This is a genomic window from Microbacterium sp. KHB019, assembly GCF_037285405.1.
In the GTDB taxonomy this organism is placed as follows: domain Bacteria; phylum Actinomycetota; class Actinomycetes; order Actinomycetales; family Microbacteriaceae; genus Microbacterium.
Map to the genome: position 1 here is coordinate 32,290 of NZ_JBBDHF010000004.1, position 16,292 is coordinate 48,581.

28 protein-coding genes are annotated in these 16,292 nt (G+C 65.1%); 1 reads left to right on the top strand and 27 read right to left on the bottom strand.

The features are described from left to right. Positions 1-2 precede the first annotated feature (2 nt). The 6 genes from KHB019_RS13270 to KHB019_RS13295 form a co-directional block, all read right to left on the bottom strand. Positions 3-992, bottom strand: coding sequence for a DNA-directed RNA polymerase subunit alpha (locus tag KHB019_RS13270; RefSeq protein ID WP_230104195.1), 990 nt, complete (start codon positions 990-992; stop codon positions 3-5). 128 nt (positions 993-1,120) lie between these two features. Beyond that, positions 1,121-1,519, bottom strand: a complete 399-nt coding sequence (rpsK, locus tag KHB019_RS13275; protein ID WP_033106075.1) for a 30S ribosomal protein S11 — start codon at positions 1,517-1,519, stop codon at positions 1,121-1,123. Positions 1,520-1,549: 30 nt separating this feature from the next. Next, positions 1,550-1,924, bottom strand: a complete 375-nt coding sequence (gene rpsM, locus KHB019_RS13280; protein ID WP_047524098.1) for a 30S ribosomal protein S13 — start codon at positions 1,922-1,924, stop codon at positions 1,550-1,552. A 149-nt stretch (positions 1,925-2,073) separates the two neighbouring features. Next, the gene (gene rpmJ / locus KHB019_RS13285; protein ID WP_005050492.1) at positions 2,074-2,190 is read right to left on the bottom strand and encodes a 50S ribosomal protein L36; all 117 of its coding nucleotides are present in this window, start codon (positions 2,188-2,190) and stop codon (positions 2,074-2,076) included. A gap of 64 nt (positions 2,191-2,254) precedes the next feature. Continuing rightward, positions 2,255-2,476 (bottom strand): translation initiation factor IF-1, encoded by a 222-nt coding sequence (infA, locus tag KHB019_RS13290; protein ID WP_017201569.1) that lies wholly within the window; start codon positions 2,474-2,476, stop codon positions 2,255-2,257. A 225-nt stretch (positions 2,477-2,701) separates the two neighbouring features. Then, entirely contained in the window at positions 2,702-3,364 is a 663-nt protein-coding gene (locus KHB019_RS13295) for a DsbA family protein (RefSeq protein WP_337459184.1), read from the bottom strand. 389 nt (positions 3,365-3,753) lie between these two features. Between KHB019_RS13295 and KHB019_RS13300 the strand changes: the two genes are divergently transcribed. Then, positions 3,754-4,650 carry a hypothetical protein gene (locus KHB019_RS13300; RefSeq protein WP_325470642.1) on the top strand — a complete coding sequence of 299 codons (897 nt, stop codon included), beginning with the start codon at positions 3,754-3,756 and terminating at the stop codon, positions 4,648-4,650. A gap of 91 nt (positions 4,651-4,741) precedes the next feature. Here KHB019_RS13300 and map read toward each other — a convergent pair whose 3' ends face one another. The 21 genes from map to rplD form a co-directional block, all read right to left on the bottom strand. Then, positions 4,742-5,590: a type I methionyl aminopeptidase gene (map, locus tag KHB019_RS13305; protein WP_290368271.1), complete on the bottom strand. Its 849-nt coding sequence runs from the start codon at positions 5,588-5,590 to the stop codon at positions 4,742-4,744. A 1-nt stretch (position 5,591) separates the two neighbouring features. Continuing rightward, complete coding sequence (locus KHB019_RS13310; protein WP_325470641.1) at positions 5,592-6,188, bottom strand: adenylate kinase; 597 nt, start codon at positions 6,186-6,188, stop codon at positions 5,592-5,594. Then, positions 6,185-7,507 carry a preprotein translocase subunit SecY gene (secY, locus tag KHB019_RS13315; RefSeq protein WP_230103681.1) on the bottom strand — a complete coding sequence of 441 codons (1,323 nt, stop codon included), beginning with the start codon at positions 7,505-7,507 and terminating at the stop codon, positions 6,185-6,187. Before secY ends, KHB019_RS13310 begins: the two co-directional genes overlap by 4 nt. A 102-nt stretch (positions 7,508-7,609) precedes the next feature. Further along, entirely contained in the window at positions 7,610-8,266 is a 657-nt protein-coding gene (gene rplO, locus KHB019_RS13320; protein ID WP_337459185.1) for a 50S ribosomal protein L15, read from the bottom strand. Next, positions 8,266-8,451 carry a 50S ribosomal protein L30 gene (gene rpmD, locus KHB019_RS13325; RefSeq protein ID WP_017201575.1) on the bottom strand — a complete coding sequence of 62 codons (186 nt, stop codon included), beginning with the start codon at positions 8,449-8,451 and terminating at the stop codon, positions 8,266-8,268. The genes rplO and rpmD overlap by 1 nt, the downstream gene beginning before the upstream one ends. After that, on the bottom strand, positions 8,451-9,155 hold the full coding sequence (gene rpsE, locus KHB019_RS13330) for a 30S ribosomal protein S5 (protein WP_230103683.1): 705 nt from the start codon (positions 9,153-9,155) through the stop codon (positions 8,451-8,453). Before rpsE ends, rpmD begins: the two co-directional genes overlap by 1 nt. After that, complete coding sequence (gene rplR, locus KHB019_RS13335) at positions 9,152-9,511, bottom strand: 50S ribosomal protein L18 (RefSeq protein WP_230103684.1); 360 nt, start codon at positions 9,509-9,511, stop codon at positions 9,152-9,154. Before rplR ends, rpsE begins: the two co-directional genes overlap by 4 nt. Before the next feature lie 2 nt (positions 9,512-9,513). Continuing rightward, a complete protein-coding gene (gene rplF / locus KHB019_RS13340) occupies positions 9,514-10,050 on the bottom strand; it encodes a 50S ribosomal protein L6 (RefSeq protein WP_230103685.1) in 537 nt (178 codons plus the stop codon). 6 nt (positions 10,051-10,056) lie between these two features. Then, positions 10,057-10,455 carry a 30S ribosomal protein S8 gene (gene rpsH / locus KHB019_RS13345; RefSeq protein ID WP_230103686.1) on the bottom strand — a complete coding sequence of 133 codons (399 nt, stop codon included), beginning with the start codon at positions 10,453-10,455 and terminating at the stop codon, positions 10,057-10,059. Positions 10,456-10,578: 123 nt separating this feature from the next. After that, entirely contained in the window at positions 10,579-11,169 is a 591-nt protein-coding gene (gene rplE / locus KHB019_RS13350) for a 50S ribosomal protein L5 (protein ID WP_337459186.1), read from the bottom strand. Further along, positions 11,169-11,528, bottom strand: coding sequence for a 50S ribosomal protein L24 (gene rplX / locus KHB019_RS13355; RefSeq protein ID WP_325470640.1), 360 nt, complete (start codon positions 11,526-11,528; stop codon positions 11,169-11,171). Before rplX ends, rplE begins: the two co-directional genes overlap by 1 nt. 2 nt (positions 11,529-11,530) lie before the next feature. Continuing rightward, the gene (gene rplN, locus KHB019_RS13360) at positions 11,531-11,899 is read right to left on the bottom strand and encodes a 50S ribosomal protein L14 (protein WP_230103689.1); all 369 of its coding nucleotides are present in this window, start codon (positions 11,897-11,899) and stop codon (positions 11,531-11,533) included. A 26-nt stretch (positions 11,900-11,925) separates the two neighbouring features. Next, positions 11,926-12,234: a 30S ribosomal protein S17 gene (gene rpsQ / locus KHB019_RS13365; RefSeq protein ID WP_230103690.1), complete on the bottom strand. Its 309-nt coding sequence runs from the start codon at positions 12,232-12,234 to the stop codon at positions 11,926-11,928. Beyond that, entirely contained in the window at positions 12,234-12,551 is a 318-nt protein-coding gene (rpmC, locus tag KHB019_RS13370) for a 50S ribosomal protein L29 (RefSeq protein ID WP_290368272.1), read from the bottom strand. The genes rpsQ and rpmC overlap by 1 nt, the downstream gene beginning before the upstream one ends. Then, on the bottom strand, positions 12,551-12,970 hold the full coding sequence (gene rplP, locus KHB019_RS13375; protein ID WP_144792547.1) for a 50S ribosomal protein L16: 420 nt from the start codon (positions 12,968-12,970) through the stop codon (positions 12,551-12,553). The genes rpmC and rplP overlap by 1 nt, the downstream gene beginning before the upstream one ends. After that, positions 12,970-13,728: a 30S ribosomal protein S3 gene (gene rpsC / locus KHB019_RS13380; RefSeq protein WP_230103691.1), complete on the bottom strand. Its 759-nt coding sequence runs from the start codon at positions 13,726-13,728 to the stop codon at positions 12,970-12,972. Before rpsC ends, rplP begins: the two co-directional genes overlap by 1 nt. Continuing rightward, positions 13,728-14,126 carry a 50S ribosomal protein L22 gene (gene rplV / locus KHB019_RS13385; RefSeq protein ID WP_230103692.1) on the bottom strand — a complete coding sequence of 133 codons (399 nt, stop codon included), beginning with the start codon at positions 14,124-14,126 and terminating at the stop codon, positions 13,728-13,730. Before rplV ends, rpsC begins: the two co-directional genes overlap by 1 nt. A gap of 25 nt (positions 14,127-14,151) precedes the next feature. Continuing rightward, on the bottom strand, positions 14,152-14,433 hold the full coding sequence (gene rpsS, locus KHB019_RS13390; RefSeq protein WP_120229702.1) for a 30S ribosomal protein S19: 282 nt from the start codon (positions 14,431-14,433) through the stop codon (positions 14,152-14,154). 12 nt (positions 14,434-14,445) lie between these two features. After that, positions 14,446-15,285: a 50S ribosomal protein L2 gene (gene rplB, locus KHB019_RS13395; protein WP_230103693.1), complete on the bottom strand. Its 840-nt coding sequence runs from the start codon at positions 15,283-15,285 to the stop codon at positions 14,446-14,448. Positions 15,286-15,306: 21 nt separating this feature from the next. Continuing rightward, on the bottom strand, positions 15,307-15,630 hold the full coding sequence (gene rplW / locus KHB019_RS13400; RefSeq protein ID WP_230103694.1) for a 50S ribosomal protein L23: 324 nt from the start codon (positions 15,628-15,630) through the stop codon (positions 15,307-15,309). Beyond that, a complete protein-coding gene (gene rplD / locus KHB019_RS13405; protein ID WP_325471221.1) occupies positions 15,627-16,289 on the bottom strand; it encodes a 50S ribosomal protein L4 in 663 nt (220 codons plus the stop codon). Before rplD ends, rplW begins: the two co-directional genes overlap by 4 nt. Positions 16,290-16,292: the final 3 nt, after the last annotated feature.

A 16,292-nucleotide genomic window follows, 5' to 3' on the forward strand; every position in this document is an offset into this window, starting at 1 on the left:
GGTCAGAAGGACTCGTCTTCGCCTGCGCCGTAGAAGTGGGCGCCGTCGAAACCGGGCACCGAATCCTTGAGCGACAGACCGAGCGAGATGAGCTTGTCGCGCACCTCGTCGACCGACTTCTGGCCGAAGTTGCGGATGTTCATGAGCTGCGTCTCCGACAGAGCCACGAGCTCGGACACCGTGTTGATGCCCTCGCGCTTGAGGCAGTTGTAGGAGCGAACCGACAGGTCGAGGTCTTCGATCGGCATGGACAGCTCGCTGGAGAGCACGGGCTCCACAGGTGCCGGGCCGATCTCGATGCCCTCAGCCTCGACGTTCAGCTCGCGAGCGAGGCCGAACAGCTCGGTCAGGGTCTTCGCGGCAGAGGCGACGGCGTCCCGCGGGAGGATGCTGTTCTTCGTCTCGACATCGAGGATGAGCTTGTCGAAGTCGGTGCGCTCACCGGCACGAGTCGCCTCGACGCGGTAGCTGACCTTGAGGACCGGCGAGTAGATCGAGTCGACGGGGATCTGCCCGGCCTCGGCGTACTCGTTGCGGTTCTGGGTGGCAGACACGTAGCCGCGCCCGCGCTCGATGGTGAGCTCGAGCTCGAACTTGGCGGTGTCGTTGAGGGTCGCGATGACGAGCTCGGGGTTGTGCACCTCGACACCGGCCGGAGCCGAGATGTCAGCGGCGGTCACTTCACCCGCACCGGTCTTGCGCAGGTAAGCGGTGATGGGCTCGTCGCGCTCGGACGAGACGACCAGCTGCTTGATGTTGAGGATGATCTCGGTGACATCCTCCTTCACGCCGGGGATGGTGCTGAACTCGTGCAGGACACCATCGATGCGGATGCTGGTGACAGCAGCGCCGGGGATCGACGAGAGCAGGCTGCGACGCAGCGCGTTTCCGATGGTGTAGCCGAAGCCGGGCTCGAGCGGCTCGACGATGAACCGGCTGCGGTTCTCGGCGATCTTTTCCTCGGTCAGTGTGGGACGCTGTGCAATGAGCACTCTGTGTTCCTTTCGATCACATGCCCGCTATATGACATGTGGTGGGTGAGGTCTTGAGTTGTGAAGTTCGTGCCCGTGATCGGGCGTGTGCCGCTCGCCGAGGAATGGCGAGCGACACACGAGCCGGATCAGACGCGGCGACGCTTCGGCGGACGGCAGCCGTTGTGAGCCTGAGGCGTCACGTCCTGGATCGAACCGACCTCGAGGCCGGCGGCCGTGAGCGAGCGGATCGCGGTCTCGCGGCCGGAGCCCGGACCCTTCACGAAGACGTCGACCTTCTTGACGCCGTGCTCCTGAGCCTGGCGGGCAGCCGACTCGGCAGCCATACCAGCGGCGTACGGGGTCGACTTGCGCGAGCCCTTGAAGCCCACGCCGCCGGACGATGCCCAGCTGATGACGGCGCCGGACGGGTCGGTGATCGAGACGATGGTGTTGTTGAACGTCGACTTGATGTGGGCCTGGCCCAGCGCGATGTTCTTCTTCTCCTTGCGGCGCGGCTTGCGCGCGGCGGCCTTAGGTGCAGCCATGAAAGTTTTCTCCTGTTCCCTGGCCGCTGCTTAGCGGGCCTTCTTCTTGCCGGCGACGGTGCGCTTCGGGCCCTTGCGGGTGCGGGCGTTGGTCTTGGTGCGCTGACCGCGGACCGGAAGGCCACGACGGTGGCGGATGCCCTCGTAGGAGCCGATCTCGACCTTGCGGCGGATGTCTGCGGCGACCTCGCGGCGCAGGTCACCCTCCACCTTGTAGTTGCCTTCGATGTAGTCGCGGAGTGCGATGAGCTGGTCGTCGGAAAGGTCCTTGACACGGATCGACTCGTCGATCTCGGTGGCCTTGAGGATCTCGACCGAGCGGGTACGGCCGACGCCGTAGATGTAGGTAAGGGCGATCACCACGCGCTTGTCGCGCGGGATGTCAACGCCGGCAAGACGTGCCATGCGGTTTCTCCTGGGATGAGTAGAGGTGTGGGGCAGGATGTGGACCCGGGCCTCTGTCCCGAGGTGTCAGCCGTGGCCCCTGAGCTTGTCGAAGGGTCGGCGTCTTGATCCTGCCTGTTCGTATTGAGTTGTGTGTCAGATCCGGTAGATCAGCCTTGGCGCTGCTTGTGGCGCGGGTTGCTCTTGCAGATCACCATGACGCGGCCGTGACGGCGGATCACCTTGCAGTGATCGCAGATGGGCTTGACGCTGGGGTTGACCTTCATTGTGTTTCCTGTTCGCTGTCTTCACCGGGCAGGCGGAAAGCCTGGGGCGTTACTTCTCGACCGATCAGCGGTAGCGGTAGACGATGCGGCCGCGGGTGAGGTCGTAGGGGCTGAGCTCCACGACTACGCGGTCCTCGGGGATGATGCGGATGTAGTTCTGCCGCATCTTGCCAGAGATCGTGGCGAGCACCTTGTGTCCGTTGGAGAGCTCAACGCGGAACATCGCGTTGGGCAACGCCTCGGAAATGACGCCCTCGATCTCGATGACACCGTCTTTCTTAGCCATAGCCTCGCTGACGCTTCTGCAGACCGGTCGATCTGCGGTGGATGGATGATTGTGATGCCAGCATCGGACGGACACGCCGAAACCGGGCGCAAGGCACCAACGCTCTATCTTATCCGCTTCGGTTCCGTGCGGCAACTCGGGCAGACAACAGCGGGCCGTCCCGAAGGAACGGCCCGCTCAGAGTCGGCCCTGCACAGCCGAGGATGTGCTCAGCCGAGAGTCTGCTCAGCCGAGGATCTGGGCGAAGCGCGCGCCGATCTCGGAGTTCTCGATGCGCTCACCGTCGATCTCCACGGTCGGAGTGCCCTGGATGTCGTGGTCGTTCGTCTGCGAGGTGACGAAGCGCTTGTACGTGCCGTCGGCGATGCAATCAGCAGCCGCGCCGGCACCGACCTGATCGGCGAGGGACACGAGCTCGTCATCCGACAGACCGGCGGTGTTCTCCTCCGGCTGGTTGGCGAAGAGCAGGTTGAAGTAATCGAGAGCGGAGTCGGGGGCCTCGGCGGCGACGCAGTAGACTGCGCTCGCGGCGCGCGTCGAGAACTCGGTGTTCTGCGAGTAGCGGTCGAGGATCGAGATCGGGTGCAGATTCAGCGTGATCTTGTCATCGGCTGCGGCGCTCTGGAGCTGCTCGCCGTACGTGTCCTCGAAGTCGCCGCAGATCGGGCACATGAAGTCGACGAACGTGTCGACCTCTGTCTCGCCCTCGCCGAAGCTGATCGCGCCGGTCTCCTCGTTCACGATCGCGCTGCTCGGGGCCGTTCCGGGTGCGGTCGCCTGGTTGTTGAGGACCACGACGAGGGCGCCGAGGGCAACGAGGACGACGACGACCGCGGCGGAGATTCCGATCGCGAACCAGTTGGTGTTGCTCTTGGCAGCAGCGGCCATGCTTTTCCGTTCTTTCAGGCCCGCGCTGTGAGCGGGTCAGGGCAGGGGGCTGTCCAATCTTCCCGCGTAATCCTATGCCCCTCTTGTGAGCGGCCTCCCGCCTCTTGTCCCCGAGAAACCATCATTGGCTTGAGACACCACGCCCCACGTGATGTCTCAGCCGTCGAATGGTGTCTCGGCCTGGCGTCTTGTCCTGCACACCTGCAGCAACTCGGCGCCTCGTTGGAAATATGTGGATAGCGCGGATTCCTCGTGTGCGCGCGATGCAGGATGCTGGAATGCCATTGCTCCTCGCCGATCGCGCCGTACTCGCATCTCCGTCGGCACTGCTCACGCCGGCGGATTGCCGGATGCTCGGAATACCGCTTTCTCCACAAAGACTCCATCGCGTGCGCAAGGGCACCTACGTCGATCGTGAGCAGTACGAGAATCTCCCGTCCTGGGCGAAGTACGCCGTCCGAGTGCATGCCTTCGCACTGAGTCACCCCGACGCGATCCTCGCATTCGAATCCGCCAGTGTCGTGCACGGCCTCCCCCGCTTCGGTGAGACCCGCGACATCCACCTCTTCGATCCGGATCGCACCCGATCACGCCGATTCGGCGACGTCGTCGTTCACACCAGCAACGATCCGCGCGAGTTCGATCGCGTGCACGGTTTGCTGACCACCGGCATCCTCGATACCGTCGTCGACCTGGCCAGGGCGCTTCCGCCGGCCCGAGCACTGGCCGTCATGGACGCAGCGATCTCCACCGTCCAGGGCGGTCCACTGAGTCTCGATGACATCCGCATTCGGGCAGGCGAGCAGGAGAACCGCCGGGGTCGCGCACGCCTCGCCTGGCTCCTCGCGCATGCCGACGGCGCCGCGGAGTCCCCGTCAGAGAGCGTCAGCCGAGCGGTCATCGAATGGTGCGGCTTCGAGACCCCGGAACTGCAGAAGGAGTTCCGCTACGAAGGCTCACTGGACCGCGGCGACTTCTACTTCCCGACGAGTCGGACGATCGGAGAGGCCGACGGCTGGCAGAAGTATCAGCTCGATGACCCGGAGCAGGCAGCTCAAAGCCTGACCGATGAGAAGCGGCGTGAAGACCGGCTGCGACGCCACGGGCATTCCGTGGCGCGATGGGAATTCGCCGACGCGTGGAAGGTCGATCCGCTCGCACGGGCTCTCGATGCCTCGGGTGTGCGGCGTGTGTCGCATCCCCAGCAGGCGATGCTCGCCACGTTGCGGCGGGATCCGCGCGAGCAGCCCCCGACACGTCGTCGCGAGACATCAACGCGCGCGTGAGAAACCATTCGCCACGTGGTGTCTCGAGTGGCAGATGATTTCTCAGCGAAATGCTGGGCGCGGGGCGCGGGGCGGCGGGGCAGCGCGGGGGCTACGCCGGGCGAACGGGAACGACGCCGAAGGGGGCGAGGCCGGCCGCGCCGCCGTCGGGCGCGGTCAGCACCCAGATGCCGTCGGCATGAACCGCGACGCTGTGCTCCCAGTGACTCCCGTCGCTGCCGTCGACGGTCGAGACCGTCCAGTCGTCGTCCTCGACGAACGTCTCCTCGGATCCCGCTGTGACCATGGGCTCGATCGCGAGCACGAGCCCCGGCTTCACCTCGGCACCGGGGTCGGGCGTGCGGTAGTTGAACACGCTCGGCGCCTCGTGCATCTTGCGGCCGATGCCGTGGCCGACGTACTCGCGCAGGATGCCGTACGTCTCGCCGGAGACCGCAGAGGGCCCCTGAGCCTCGATGTACTCCTGGATCGCTGCACCGATCTCGCCGATGTGACCGGCGGATGCCATCGCTGCGATGCCCGCCCACATCGATCCCTCAGTGACACGCGAGAGCTCTGAACGAGCGGCGACGAGATCAGGACGCGCCGGGTCCGGAACGACGAACGTCCGCGCACTGTCGCCGTTCCATCCCTGGAACTGGGCGCCGCTGTCGACCGACACGATGTCGCCGGGCTCGAGCACGCGCGCGCCGGGGATGCCGTGCACGACCTGCTCGTTGACCGAGATGCATGTGGTGTGGTGGTAGCCGCGCACGAGCTTGAAGTTCGACTCGGCCCCACGGGAGAGTACGGCGGCAGACGCAGCCTCATCGACGGAGGCGGTCGTCGCCCCGGCGCGGATCGCGGCGCCCGCGGCATCCAGTGACGCCGCGGTGATGAGACCGGGTTCGATCATCGACCGGAGCTGAGCCGGCGTCTTGTAGATCGAGCGACGGAACACGTCAGGCAGCGAGCGTCAGCCCGCGCGCAGCGAGCGCCGACATGATGCGCTCGGTGATCTCGTCGAGGGAGCCGACGCCGTCGATCCGGTCGACGATGCCACGCTCGCCGTACACGGCGAGGATCGGCTCGGTCTCCTTCTCGTAGATGTCGAGGCGGTGCGCGATGCCGTCTTCGGTGTCGTCCGAACGACCCTGCTCCTCGGCACGAAGCTTCAGGCGCGAGATGCTCTCGTCCCGCGGGACGTCCAGCAGGATCACCGCATCCAGAGCCTCACCACGGCCGCTGAGGAACTCGTCGAGATGCCCGACCTGTGCGGCGTTGCGAGGATAGCCGTCCAGCAGGAACCCGTTCTCGGCGTCGTCCTGCGACAGCCGGTCGCGTACGATCTCACCGGTCAGCTCGTCCGGCACGAGGTCGCCGCGATCGAGGATCGCCGTGACCTTGAGGCCGAGCTCGGTCCCGCCCTTGATGTTGGCGCGGAAGATGTCTCCGGTCGAGACGACCGGGATGCCGAAGGCCGAAGCGATGCGCACGCCCTGCGTGCCCTTGCCGGAGCCCTGCGGGCCGACGATGAGAAGTCGTGCGGATGCTGTCAACGGAGAAGCCCTTCGTAATGGCGCTGCTGGAGCTGTGCGTCGATCTGCTTGACCGTCTCGAGTCCCACACCGACGATGATGAGGATCGATGCGCCACCGAACGGGAAGTTCTGGTTGGCGCCGACGGTCGCGAGTGCGATCAGCGGAATCAGCGCGATCAGACCGAGGTAGATCGAGCCGGGGAACGTGATGCGGGTGAGCACGAAGTCGAGGTACTCGGCCGTGGGCCGACCGGCACGGATGCCGGGGATGAACCCGCCGTACTTCTTCATGTTGTCGGCGACCTCGACAGGGTTGAACGTGATCGCGACGTAGAAGTACGCGAACCCGATGATCAGCAGGAAGTACGCCGCCATGTAGAGCGGGTGGTCGCCTGTGGTGAAGTACTGCGAGACCCAGACCACCCAGCCGGCCGGCTCCGTGCCATCCTGCGGGGTGTTGAACTGGGCGACGAGCATCGGGATGTACAGCAGCGACGACGCGAAGATGATCGGGATCACACCCGCCATGTTCACCTTGATCGGGATGTACGTGTTCGTGCCGCCGTAGGTGCGGCGGCCCACCATGCGCTTGGCGTACTGAACGGGTATGCGCCGCTGGGATTGCTCGACGAACACGACAAGCCCGGTGACGACGATTCCGATCGCGAGCACCAGCAGGAACGTCTCGAAGCCGTTGGTCTCGAAGATCGTCCACATCGCGGCGGGGAAGGTCGCGGCGATGGACGTGAAGATGAGCAGCGACATGCCGTTGCCGATGCCGCGTTCGGTGACGAGCTCGGCGAACCACATGATGAGGCCGGTACCGGCGGTCATCGCGATGATGATGAGCAGCTGCGCCCACCAGACATCGTTCGTGAGGAGCTGCTGACACGCGGCGACGTCAGTGGTGCCGAACAGCTGACCGCTGCGAGCGACCGTCACCAGAGTCGTCGACTGCAGCAGTGCAAGCGCGATCGTGAGGTAGCGGGTGTACTGCGTCAGACGGGCCTGCCCGGCCTGGCCCTCCTTGTGGAGCGCCTCGAAGTGCGGGATGACCACGCGCAGCAGCTGCGTGATGATGGTCGCCGTGATGTAGGGCATGACGCCCAGGGCGAAGATGGAGAGCTGGAGGAGCGCGCCACCCGAGAACAGGTTGACCAGGCTCAGCAGTCCCTCGGTGCCCGCGTTGATGCGCAGGCACTCCTCGACGTTCGGGAAGTGCACGAACGGAGCCGGAACGTGGGAGCCGAGCCGGTAGATGGCGATGATCGCCAGAGTGAAACCGATCTTCCGACGCAGGTCGGGAGTGCGGAAGATCCGCGCGATAGCGCTAAACAAGGGCGTTCCTCCAGAAAAGGGTAGCCAGTCCGCGGCGGACGGCCGAAAGACCAGCGTAACGCAGAGAGGGGCCGGAGAATCTCCGACCCCTCTCTGATGCGGTTACTTGACGGATCCGCCCGCAGCCACGATCTTCTGCTCGGCAGAACCCGAGACCTTGTCGACCGAGACGGTGAGCTTCACGTCGATGTCGCCGTTGCCGAGAACCTTGACCTTCTCGTTCTTGCGAACAGCGCCCTTGGCGACCAGATCGCTGACGGTGACATCGCCGCCCTTCGGGTACAGCTCCGCGAGCTTGGCCAGGTTCACGACCTGGTACTCGACGCGGAACGGGTTCTTGAACCCGCGCAGCTTCGGGGTGCGCATGTGCAGAGGCATCTGCCCACCCTCGAAGCCGACCCGAACGGTGTTGCGAGCCTTGGTGCCCTTGGTTCCGCGACCGGCGGTCTTGCCCTTGGAGCCCTCACCGCGACCGACACGGGTCTTCGCGGTGTTGGCGCCGGGGACGGGACGCAGGTGGTGGACCTTGAGGACACCGGGGCGGGATGCCGTGGCATCCGCCTTCGGAGCGGCCTTCTTGGCAGCCAGCTTCTTGGCAGCAGTCTCAGCCTTGGCGTCAGCGGCCTGAGCAGGAGCCTTCTTCTCAGCAGGCTTCTTGGCAGCGGCCTTGGGAGCAGCCTTCTTCTCGGCAGCGGCCTTGGGAGCAGCAGCCTTCTTCGTGGTCTTCTCGGCCTCGGCCGAAACGTTCTTCTCAGCCATTAGTCGATCTCCTCAACCTTGACGAGGTGTGCGACGGTCTTGACGTAGCCGCGCGTCTGCGCGTCGTCGGGGCGAACGGTGGTGTCACCGATGCGCTTGAGACCGAGGCTGCGCAGCGTGTCGCGCTGGTTCTGCTTCTCGCTCACCTTGGACTTGATCTGGGTCACCTTGAGACGGGCGGCCATCAGGCACCTACCTTTGCAGCGGCCGCAGCGGCGGCCTTTGCCTCGTTGCGGATGATGATGCCCGGAACGACGGCGTCGTAGTCGAGACCACGGCGGGCCGCGACAGCACGAGGCTCCTCGAGGCCCTTCAGCGCCTCAACGGTCGCATGCACGATGTTGATCGTGTTCGACGAGCCGAGCGACTTCGACAGGACGTCGTGGACACCGGCGCACTCGAGCACGGCGCGGACCGGACCACCGGCGATGACACCGGTACCGGCAGCAGCCGGGCGCAGCAGCACTACGCCGGCAGCGGCCTCGCCCTGCACCGGGTGCGGGATCGTGGTGCCGACGCGGGGCACGCGGAAGAAGTTCCGCTTGGCCTCTTCGACACCCTTGGAGATGGCCAGGGGAACCTCGCGGGCCTTGCCGTATCCGACACCGACCAGACCGTTGCCGTCACCGACGACCACGAGAGCGGTGAAGCTGAAGCGACGACCACCCTTCACGACCTTCGAGACGCGGTTGATGGTGACGACGCGCTCCAGGAACTGGTTGTCGCCACGATCGCGCGAGTTGCGGTCACGGCCGCCCTGGTTGCGGTCACGGCCGCCGCGGCGGCCTTCGCGCTGCTCGCGAGCGGGCTCGGCTGCCTCAGTGGCAGCGGCCGTCTCCGGAGCGGCAGCAGCCGTTTCGGTCACTTCGTTCTCCTTGTTGTCACTCACAGTGCCAGCCCCCCTTCGCGGGCGCCATCGGCGATGGCCGCAACGCGACCGGCGTAGCGGTTTCCACCACGGTCGAACACGACCTCGGTGACACCGGCGGCCTTCGCGCGCTCGGCGACGAGCTCGCCGACCTTGCGGGCCTTGGCGGTCTTGTCGCCGTCGAACGAGCGCAGCTCGGTCTCGAGCGTGGATGCCGAGGCGACGGTGTGGCCCTTGCTGTCATCGACCAGCTGGACGAAGACGTGGCGAGCCGAACGGTTGACGACGAGGCGCGGACGCGACTCGGTGCCGACGATCTTCTTGCGAAGGCGGCTGTGACGACGCGCGCGGGCGTCAGACTTTGACTTGAGAGCCATGGTTACTTACCACTCTTTCCGGCCTTGCGACGCACGTTCTCGCCGGCGTAGCGCACGCCCTTGCCCTTGTACGGCTCGGGCTTGCGGATCTTGCGGATGTTGGCAGCTGCCTCACCGACAGCCTGCTTGTCGATGCCACTCACGGTGAGCTTGTTGGTGCCCTCGACCGTCAAGGTGATGCCGGCGGGCGGGTCGATCAGGACCGGGTGCGAGAAGCCGAGAGCGAACTCGACCGAGCTGCCCTTCTGCTGCACGCGGTAACCGGTGCCGACGACCTCGAGGCCCTTGGTGTAGCCCTGGGTGACGCCGATGATGTTGTTGTTGATGAGCGTGCGGGTCAGGCCGTGAAGCGACCGCGACTCGCGCTCGTCGTCGGGACGGGAGACAACCACCTGGTTGTCCTCGACCGCGACCTCGATGGGCTTGGCCACGTTCAGGGTGAGCTCACCCTTGGGGCCCTTCACCGCAACCGCACGGCCGTCGACCGAAACGGTGACGCCCGCGGGGATCTCGATGGGAAGTCGTCCAATACGCGACATTTGGGATTACCACACGTAGGCGAGAACTTCTCCGCCCACGCCCTTCTGCTCAGCCTGACGGTCCGTGAGGAGACCGGAGGAAGTGGACAGGATGGCCACGCCGAGGCCGCCGAGGACCTTGGGGAGCTCCGTGGACTTCGCGTAAACGCGCAGACCCGGCTTCGACACGCGCTTGATGCCCGCGATCGAACGCTCACGGTTGGGGCCGTACTTCAGCGTGAGGGTGAGGCTCTGGCCGACGCGTGCGTCGGTGATCTCGTAGCCGGCGATGTAGCCCTCCTGCTGGAGGATGTCGGCGATGTGCGTCTTGAGCTTGCTCGACGGCAGCGACACAGTGTCGTGGTGAGCCGAGTTCGCGTTGCGCAGACGGGTCAGCATGTCTGCGACCGGGTCTGTCATTGTCATGGGTTGTTTCCTTTGGTCATGAGGTTTCGGCTGCCGTTACACGACAGACGACCTTCGATGAGTCGCAATCTTCAATTGTAAGCGCACGCGGAACCCCCGCCCGACGGGCGGGGGTTCGAAGCGTCACGCCTTGGCGTCCTCCGACTGGAACGGGAAGCCGAGGTGGCGGAGCAGTGCCCGACCCTCGTCATCCGTCTTCGCCGAGGTGACGACAGTGATGTCGAAGCCGCGGACGCGGTCGATCTTGTCCTGATCGATCTCGTGGAACACGCTCTGCTCCTGGAGACCGAAGGTGTAGTTGCCGTGGCCGTCGAACTGCTTGGCCGACAGCCCGCGGAAGTCGCGGATGCGGGGCAGCGCCAGCGAGACCAGGCGGTCGATGAACTCCCACGCACGGTCGCCACGGAGGGTGACGTGCGCGCCGATGGCCTGGCCCTCACGCAGCTTGAACTGCGCGATGGACTTGCGGGCCTTCGTGACGATCGGCTTCTGGCCGGTGATCTTGGTGAGGTCCTCGACCGCGCCATCGATCACCTTGCTGTCGCGAGCCGCCTCACCGACACCGGTGTTGACGACGACCTTGACGAGGCCGGGGATCTGCATCACATTCTGGTAGCCGAACTCATCCTGCATCTTCTGCTGGATCTCGGCCTTGTACTTCTGCTTCAGGCGCGGCTGGATCTTGCCAGCCGGCGCGGCAGTGTCGGTGCTCATCAGAGGTCCTTACCTGACTTCTTCGCGTAACGCACGCGGACGGTGCGCTTGACGCCGTCCTTGGTCTGCTCCTCGACCCGGCGGCCGACACGGGTCGGCTTTTTGGTCTCGGGGTCGACGAGTGCGACGTTCGAGATGTGGATGGGAGCCTCGAGGGTCTCGATGCCACCCGTCTTGGTGCCACGCTGCGTCTGACCGACGCGGGTGTGCTTGGTGACGTAGTTCACGCCCTCGACGATGACGCGGTTCTGCTCGGAAAGGACCTCGAGGACCTTGCCCTGCTTGCCGCGGTCGCCGCCACGCTCCTGCTTGGCGCCGGTGATGACCTGAACCAGGTCACCCTTCTTGATGTTCGCCATGATCAGATAACCTCCGGGGCGAGCGAGACGATCTTCATGAACTTCTTGTCACGAAGCTCACGACCGACCGGGCCGAAGATGCGGGTGCCGCGAGGCTCCCCGTCGCTCTTCAGGATGACGGCGGCGTTCTCGTCGAACTTGATGTACGAGCCGTCCGGACGACGGACTTCCTTCTTCGTGCGAACGATGACCGCCTTGACGACGTCGCCCTTCTTCACGTTGCCGCCCGGGATCGCGTCCTTGACCGTGGCGACGATGGTGTCACCCAGACCTGCGTAACGACGGCGAGAGCCACCGAGAACGCGGATCGTGAGCAGCTCCTTCGCGCCGGTGTTGTCGGCGACCTTGAGGCGGGATTCCTGCTGAATCACAATTACTCCTTAAGCAAGCCGAGGGCTTACTTGGCCTTCTCGACGATCTCGACCAGACGCCAGCGCTTGGTGGCGCTGAGCGGACGGGTCTCGCTGATGACGACGAGGTCGCCGATGCCCGCCGAGTTGTTCTCGTCGTGCACCTTGCGCTTCTCCGTGCGGCGGATGACCTTGCCGTACAGGGGGTGCTTCACGCGGTCCTCGACCTCGACGACGATGGTCTTGTCCATCTTGTCGCTGACGACGTAACCACGCTGCGTCTTGCGGTAACCGCGAGCGTCCTCGTCACGCACGTCGTGCGAGACGGGAGCTTCCGCTTCCTTCTTGGTGGCCATTACTCAGCCTTCCCTTCGGCGTCAGACGAGGAATCCTCGGTCTTCTTCGCCTTCGACTTGGACGCCTTCTTCGCCGGCGCCTCGACCGGAGCGGGCGTCGCACGGATGCCCAGCTCGCGCTCGCGGATCACCGTGTAGAGGCGCGCGATGTCGCGCTTGACGGCGCGGATGCGGCCGTGGCTCTCCAGCTGGCCTGTGGCCGACTGGAAACGGAGGTTGAACAGCTCCTCCTTGGCCTTGCGCAGCTCCTCAACGAGGCGCTGGTCTTCGAACGTGTCGAGCTCCGCCGGGGCGAGCTCCTTGGTGCCGATCGCCATTACGCGTCGCCCTCCTCGCGCTTGATGATGCGTGCCTTGAGAGGCAGCTTGTGAATGGCTCGGGTCAGTGCTTCGCGAGCGAGTTCCTCGCTGACACCAGCGACCTCGAAGAGGACGCGACCCGGCTTGACGTTTGCGACCCACCACTCGGGCGAACCCTTACCGGAACCCATGCGGGTTTCAGCAGGCTTCTTCGTGAGCGGACGGTCGGGGTAGATGTTGATCCACACCTTTCCACCACGCTTGATGTGACGCGTCATCGCGATACGAGCTGCCTCGATCTGACGGTTGGTCACATAAGCGGGAGTCAGGGCCTGGATGCCGTACTCGCCGAAGGAGACCTTCGTGCCGCCGGTAGCCTGACCCGAGCGACCCGGGTGGTGCTGCTTGCGGAACTTGACCTTACGGGGGATGAGCATTATGCCGACGCTCCTTCTGCAACAGGTGCCTCGTTGCGCGGGCCACGACGACGGTCGCCACCGCGGTCATCGCGACCACGGGACTTCGGCGCGTTGGCCTGCTCGCGAGCAAGTTCCTTGGCGGTGAGGTCGCCCTTGTAGATCCAGACCTTCACGCCGATACGGCCGAAGGTGGTCTTCGCCTCGTAGAAGCCGTAGTCGATGTTCGCGCGCAGCGTGTGCAGAGGCACACGTCCCTCGCGGTAGAACTCCGAGCGGCTCATCTCCGCGCCGCCGAGGCGGCCGGAGACCTGGATGCGGATGCCCTTGGCGCCGGCGCGCTGAGCGCCCTGCAGACCCTTGCGCATCGCGCGACGGAACGCCACACGAGCAGAGAGCTGCTCGGCGATGCCCTGGGCGACGAGCTGAGCGTCGGCCTCGGGGTTCTTGACCTCGAGGATGTTCAGCTGGATCTGCTTGCCGGTGAGCTTCTCGAGGTCGCCGCGGATGCGCTCGGCCTCGGCGCCACGACGACCGATCACGATGCCCGGGCGGGCGGTGTGGATGTCGACGCGGACGCGGTCACGGGTGCGCTCGATCTCGATGCTCGAGACACCAGCGCGGTCGAGCTGAGTCTTCAGCAGGTTGCGGATCTTGACGTCCTCGGCCACGTAGTCGGCGTAACGCTGGCCCGGCTTCGTCGAGTCCGAGAACCAACGGGACACGTGGTCCGTGGTGATTCCGAGGCGGAAGCCGTACGGGTTTACTTTCTGGCCCATTACTTGCTCGCCTTCTTCTTGCTGTCGCCGTCAGCCGCAGCAGCGACCTCAGGCGTCGAGAGCACGACCGTGATGTGGCTCGTGCGCTTCTTGATCTGGAAAGCGCGACCCTGAGCGCGGGGGCGGAAACGCTTGAGCGTCGTGCCCTCGTCGACGTACGCGTTTGCCACGTACAGGTCCTGCTCGTCGAGGAACTCGCCGTCGCGATCCGCCTTCACCTGTGCGTTGGCCATGGCCGACGCGACAAGCTTGTAGATCGGCTCACTGGCGCTCTGCGGGGCGAACTTCAAGATCGCCAGAGCCTCCTGGGCCTGCTTGCCCTTGATGAGCGCGACGACACGACGAGCCTTCTGAGGGGTCACGCGGATGTGTCGCACGCGTGCGATGGACTCCACCATTTCTCTCTCCTCTATCGTCCCCGCGTCAGCGGCGACGGCCCTTCTTGTCGTCCTTCTCGTGGCCGCGGAAGGTGCGGGTGGGCGCGAACTCGCCCAGCTTGTGACCGACCATGGTCTCGGTGACAAACACAGGAATGTGCTTGCGACCGTCGTGGACCGCGATCGTGTGACCCAGCATGGCCGGGATGATCATGGACCGGCGAGACCAGGTCTTGATGACGTTCTTGGTACCGGCTTCGTTCTGCACGACGACCTTGCGAAGCAGGTGCTCGTCGACGAAGGGGCCCTTCTTGAGACTCCGTGGCATCTTCTTCTACTCCTACTTGCGCTTCTTGCCGGCGGTGCGACGGCGCACGATGTACTTGTCGCTTTCCTTGTTGGCGTGACGGGTACGACCCTCAGCCTGACCCCAGGGGGAGACGGGGTGACGTCCACCGGACGTCTTGCCCTCACCACCACCGTGCGGGTGGTCAACCGGGTTCATCGCGACACCGCGGACGGTCGGGCGGATGCCCTTCCAGCGGCTGCGGCCTGCCTTGCCCCAGTTGATGTTCGACTGCTCGGCGTTGCCGACCTCGCCGATCGTGGCGCGGCAGCGTGCGTCGACGTTGCGGATCTCACCCGACGGCAGGCGGAGCTGCGCGTAGGGGCCGTCCTTGGCGACGAGGCGAACGGATGCTCCAGCCGAACGAGCGAGCTTCGCTCCTCCACCGGGACGGAGCTCGATCGCGTGGATCACCGTACCGGTCGGGATGTTCTTCAGCGGGAGGTTGTTGCCCGGCTTGATATCAGCCGATGCACCGTTCTCGATGATGTCGCCCTGCTTCAGCTTGTTCGGCGCGAGGATGTAGCGCTTCTCGCCGTCGAAGTAGTGCAGCAGCGCGATGCGCGCGGTGCGGTTGGGGTCGTACTCGATGTGAGCGACCTTGGCGTTGACGCCGTCCTTGTCATTGCGACGGAAGTCGATGACACGGTACTGGCGCTTGTGTCCACCACCGATGTGACGGGTCGTGATGCGGCCCTGGTTGTTGCGACCACCGGTCTTCGAGAGCGGGCGCAGCAGCGACTTCTCCGGCGTCGATCGAGTGATCTCGGCGAAGTCAGCCACCGACGAGCCACGGCGACCCGGGGTCGTGGGCTTGTACTTGCGAATAGCCATGATTGTCCTTTATCCCCCGGATCAGCCGATTGCCGTGAAGATGTCGATGGTGCCCGACTTCAGGCTCACGATGGCGCGCTTGGTGTCCTTGCGCTTACCGGTGCCGAAACGGGTGCGACGGGCCTTGCCGACGCGGTTGATCGTGTTGACCGACGCGACCTTGACATCGAAGATCTTCTCGATGGCGAGCTTGATCTCGGTCTTCGAAGCGCGCGGGTCGACGAGGAAGGTGTACTTGCCTTCGTCGATCAGCGAGTAGCTCTTCTCAGAGACAACCGGCTTCAGGATGACGTCACGGGGGTCCTTGTTGAACGCCGTCTGGAGGGCGCCGTTCTGCTCGGTCATGCCGAGACCTCCTCGGTTGCGCCGGTCTTGGAGGCGATGAAGCCCTTGAGAGCGGCCTGGGTGAAGACGATGTCGTCGGAGACGAGCACGTCGTAGGCGTTGAGCTGGTCGAAGCTGATCACGTGGAGGTTCGGAAGGTTCCGGATGCTCTTGGTGGTCAGTTCATCGTTGCGCTCGGTCACGACCAGCACGTTCTTCGACGAGGCGACGGTCGCGAGGAACTTCGCGGCGGTCTTCGTCGAAGGCGCACCGTCGATGCCGAAGGACTCGATGGCGTGCAGGCGGTCACCGCGGAAGCGGTCGCTGAGCGCACCCAGGAGGGCGGCCGCGATCATCTTCTTGGGGGTGCGCTGCGAGTAGTCACGCGGCTTCGGGCCGTGGACGATGCCACCGCCGGTCATGTGCGGCGCGCGGATCGAGCCCTGACGGGCGTTACCCGTGCCCTTCTGCTTGAAGGGCTTGCGGCCGGCACCGGAGACCTCGCCACGACGCTTGGTCGAGTGCGTGCCCTGGCGAGCCGCCGCGAGCTGCGCGACGACGACCTGGTGGATGAGCGGAATGTTCGTCTTGACGTCGAAGAGCGCGGCGGGCAGCTCGATGGAGCCGGCCTTCTTGCCGTCGGCCTTGAGGACGTCGAGCGCGAGAGTCGAGTCAGCCATGGA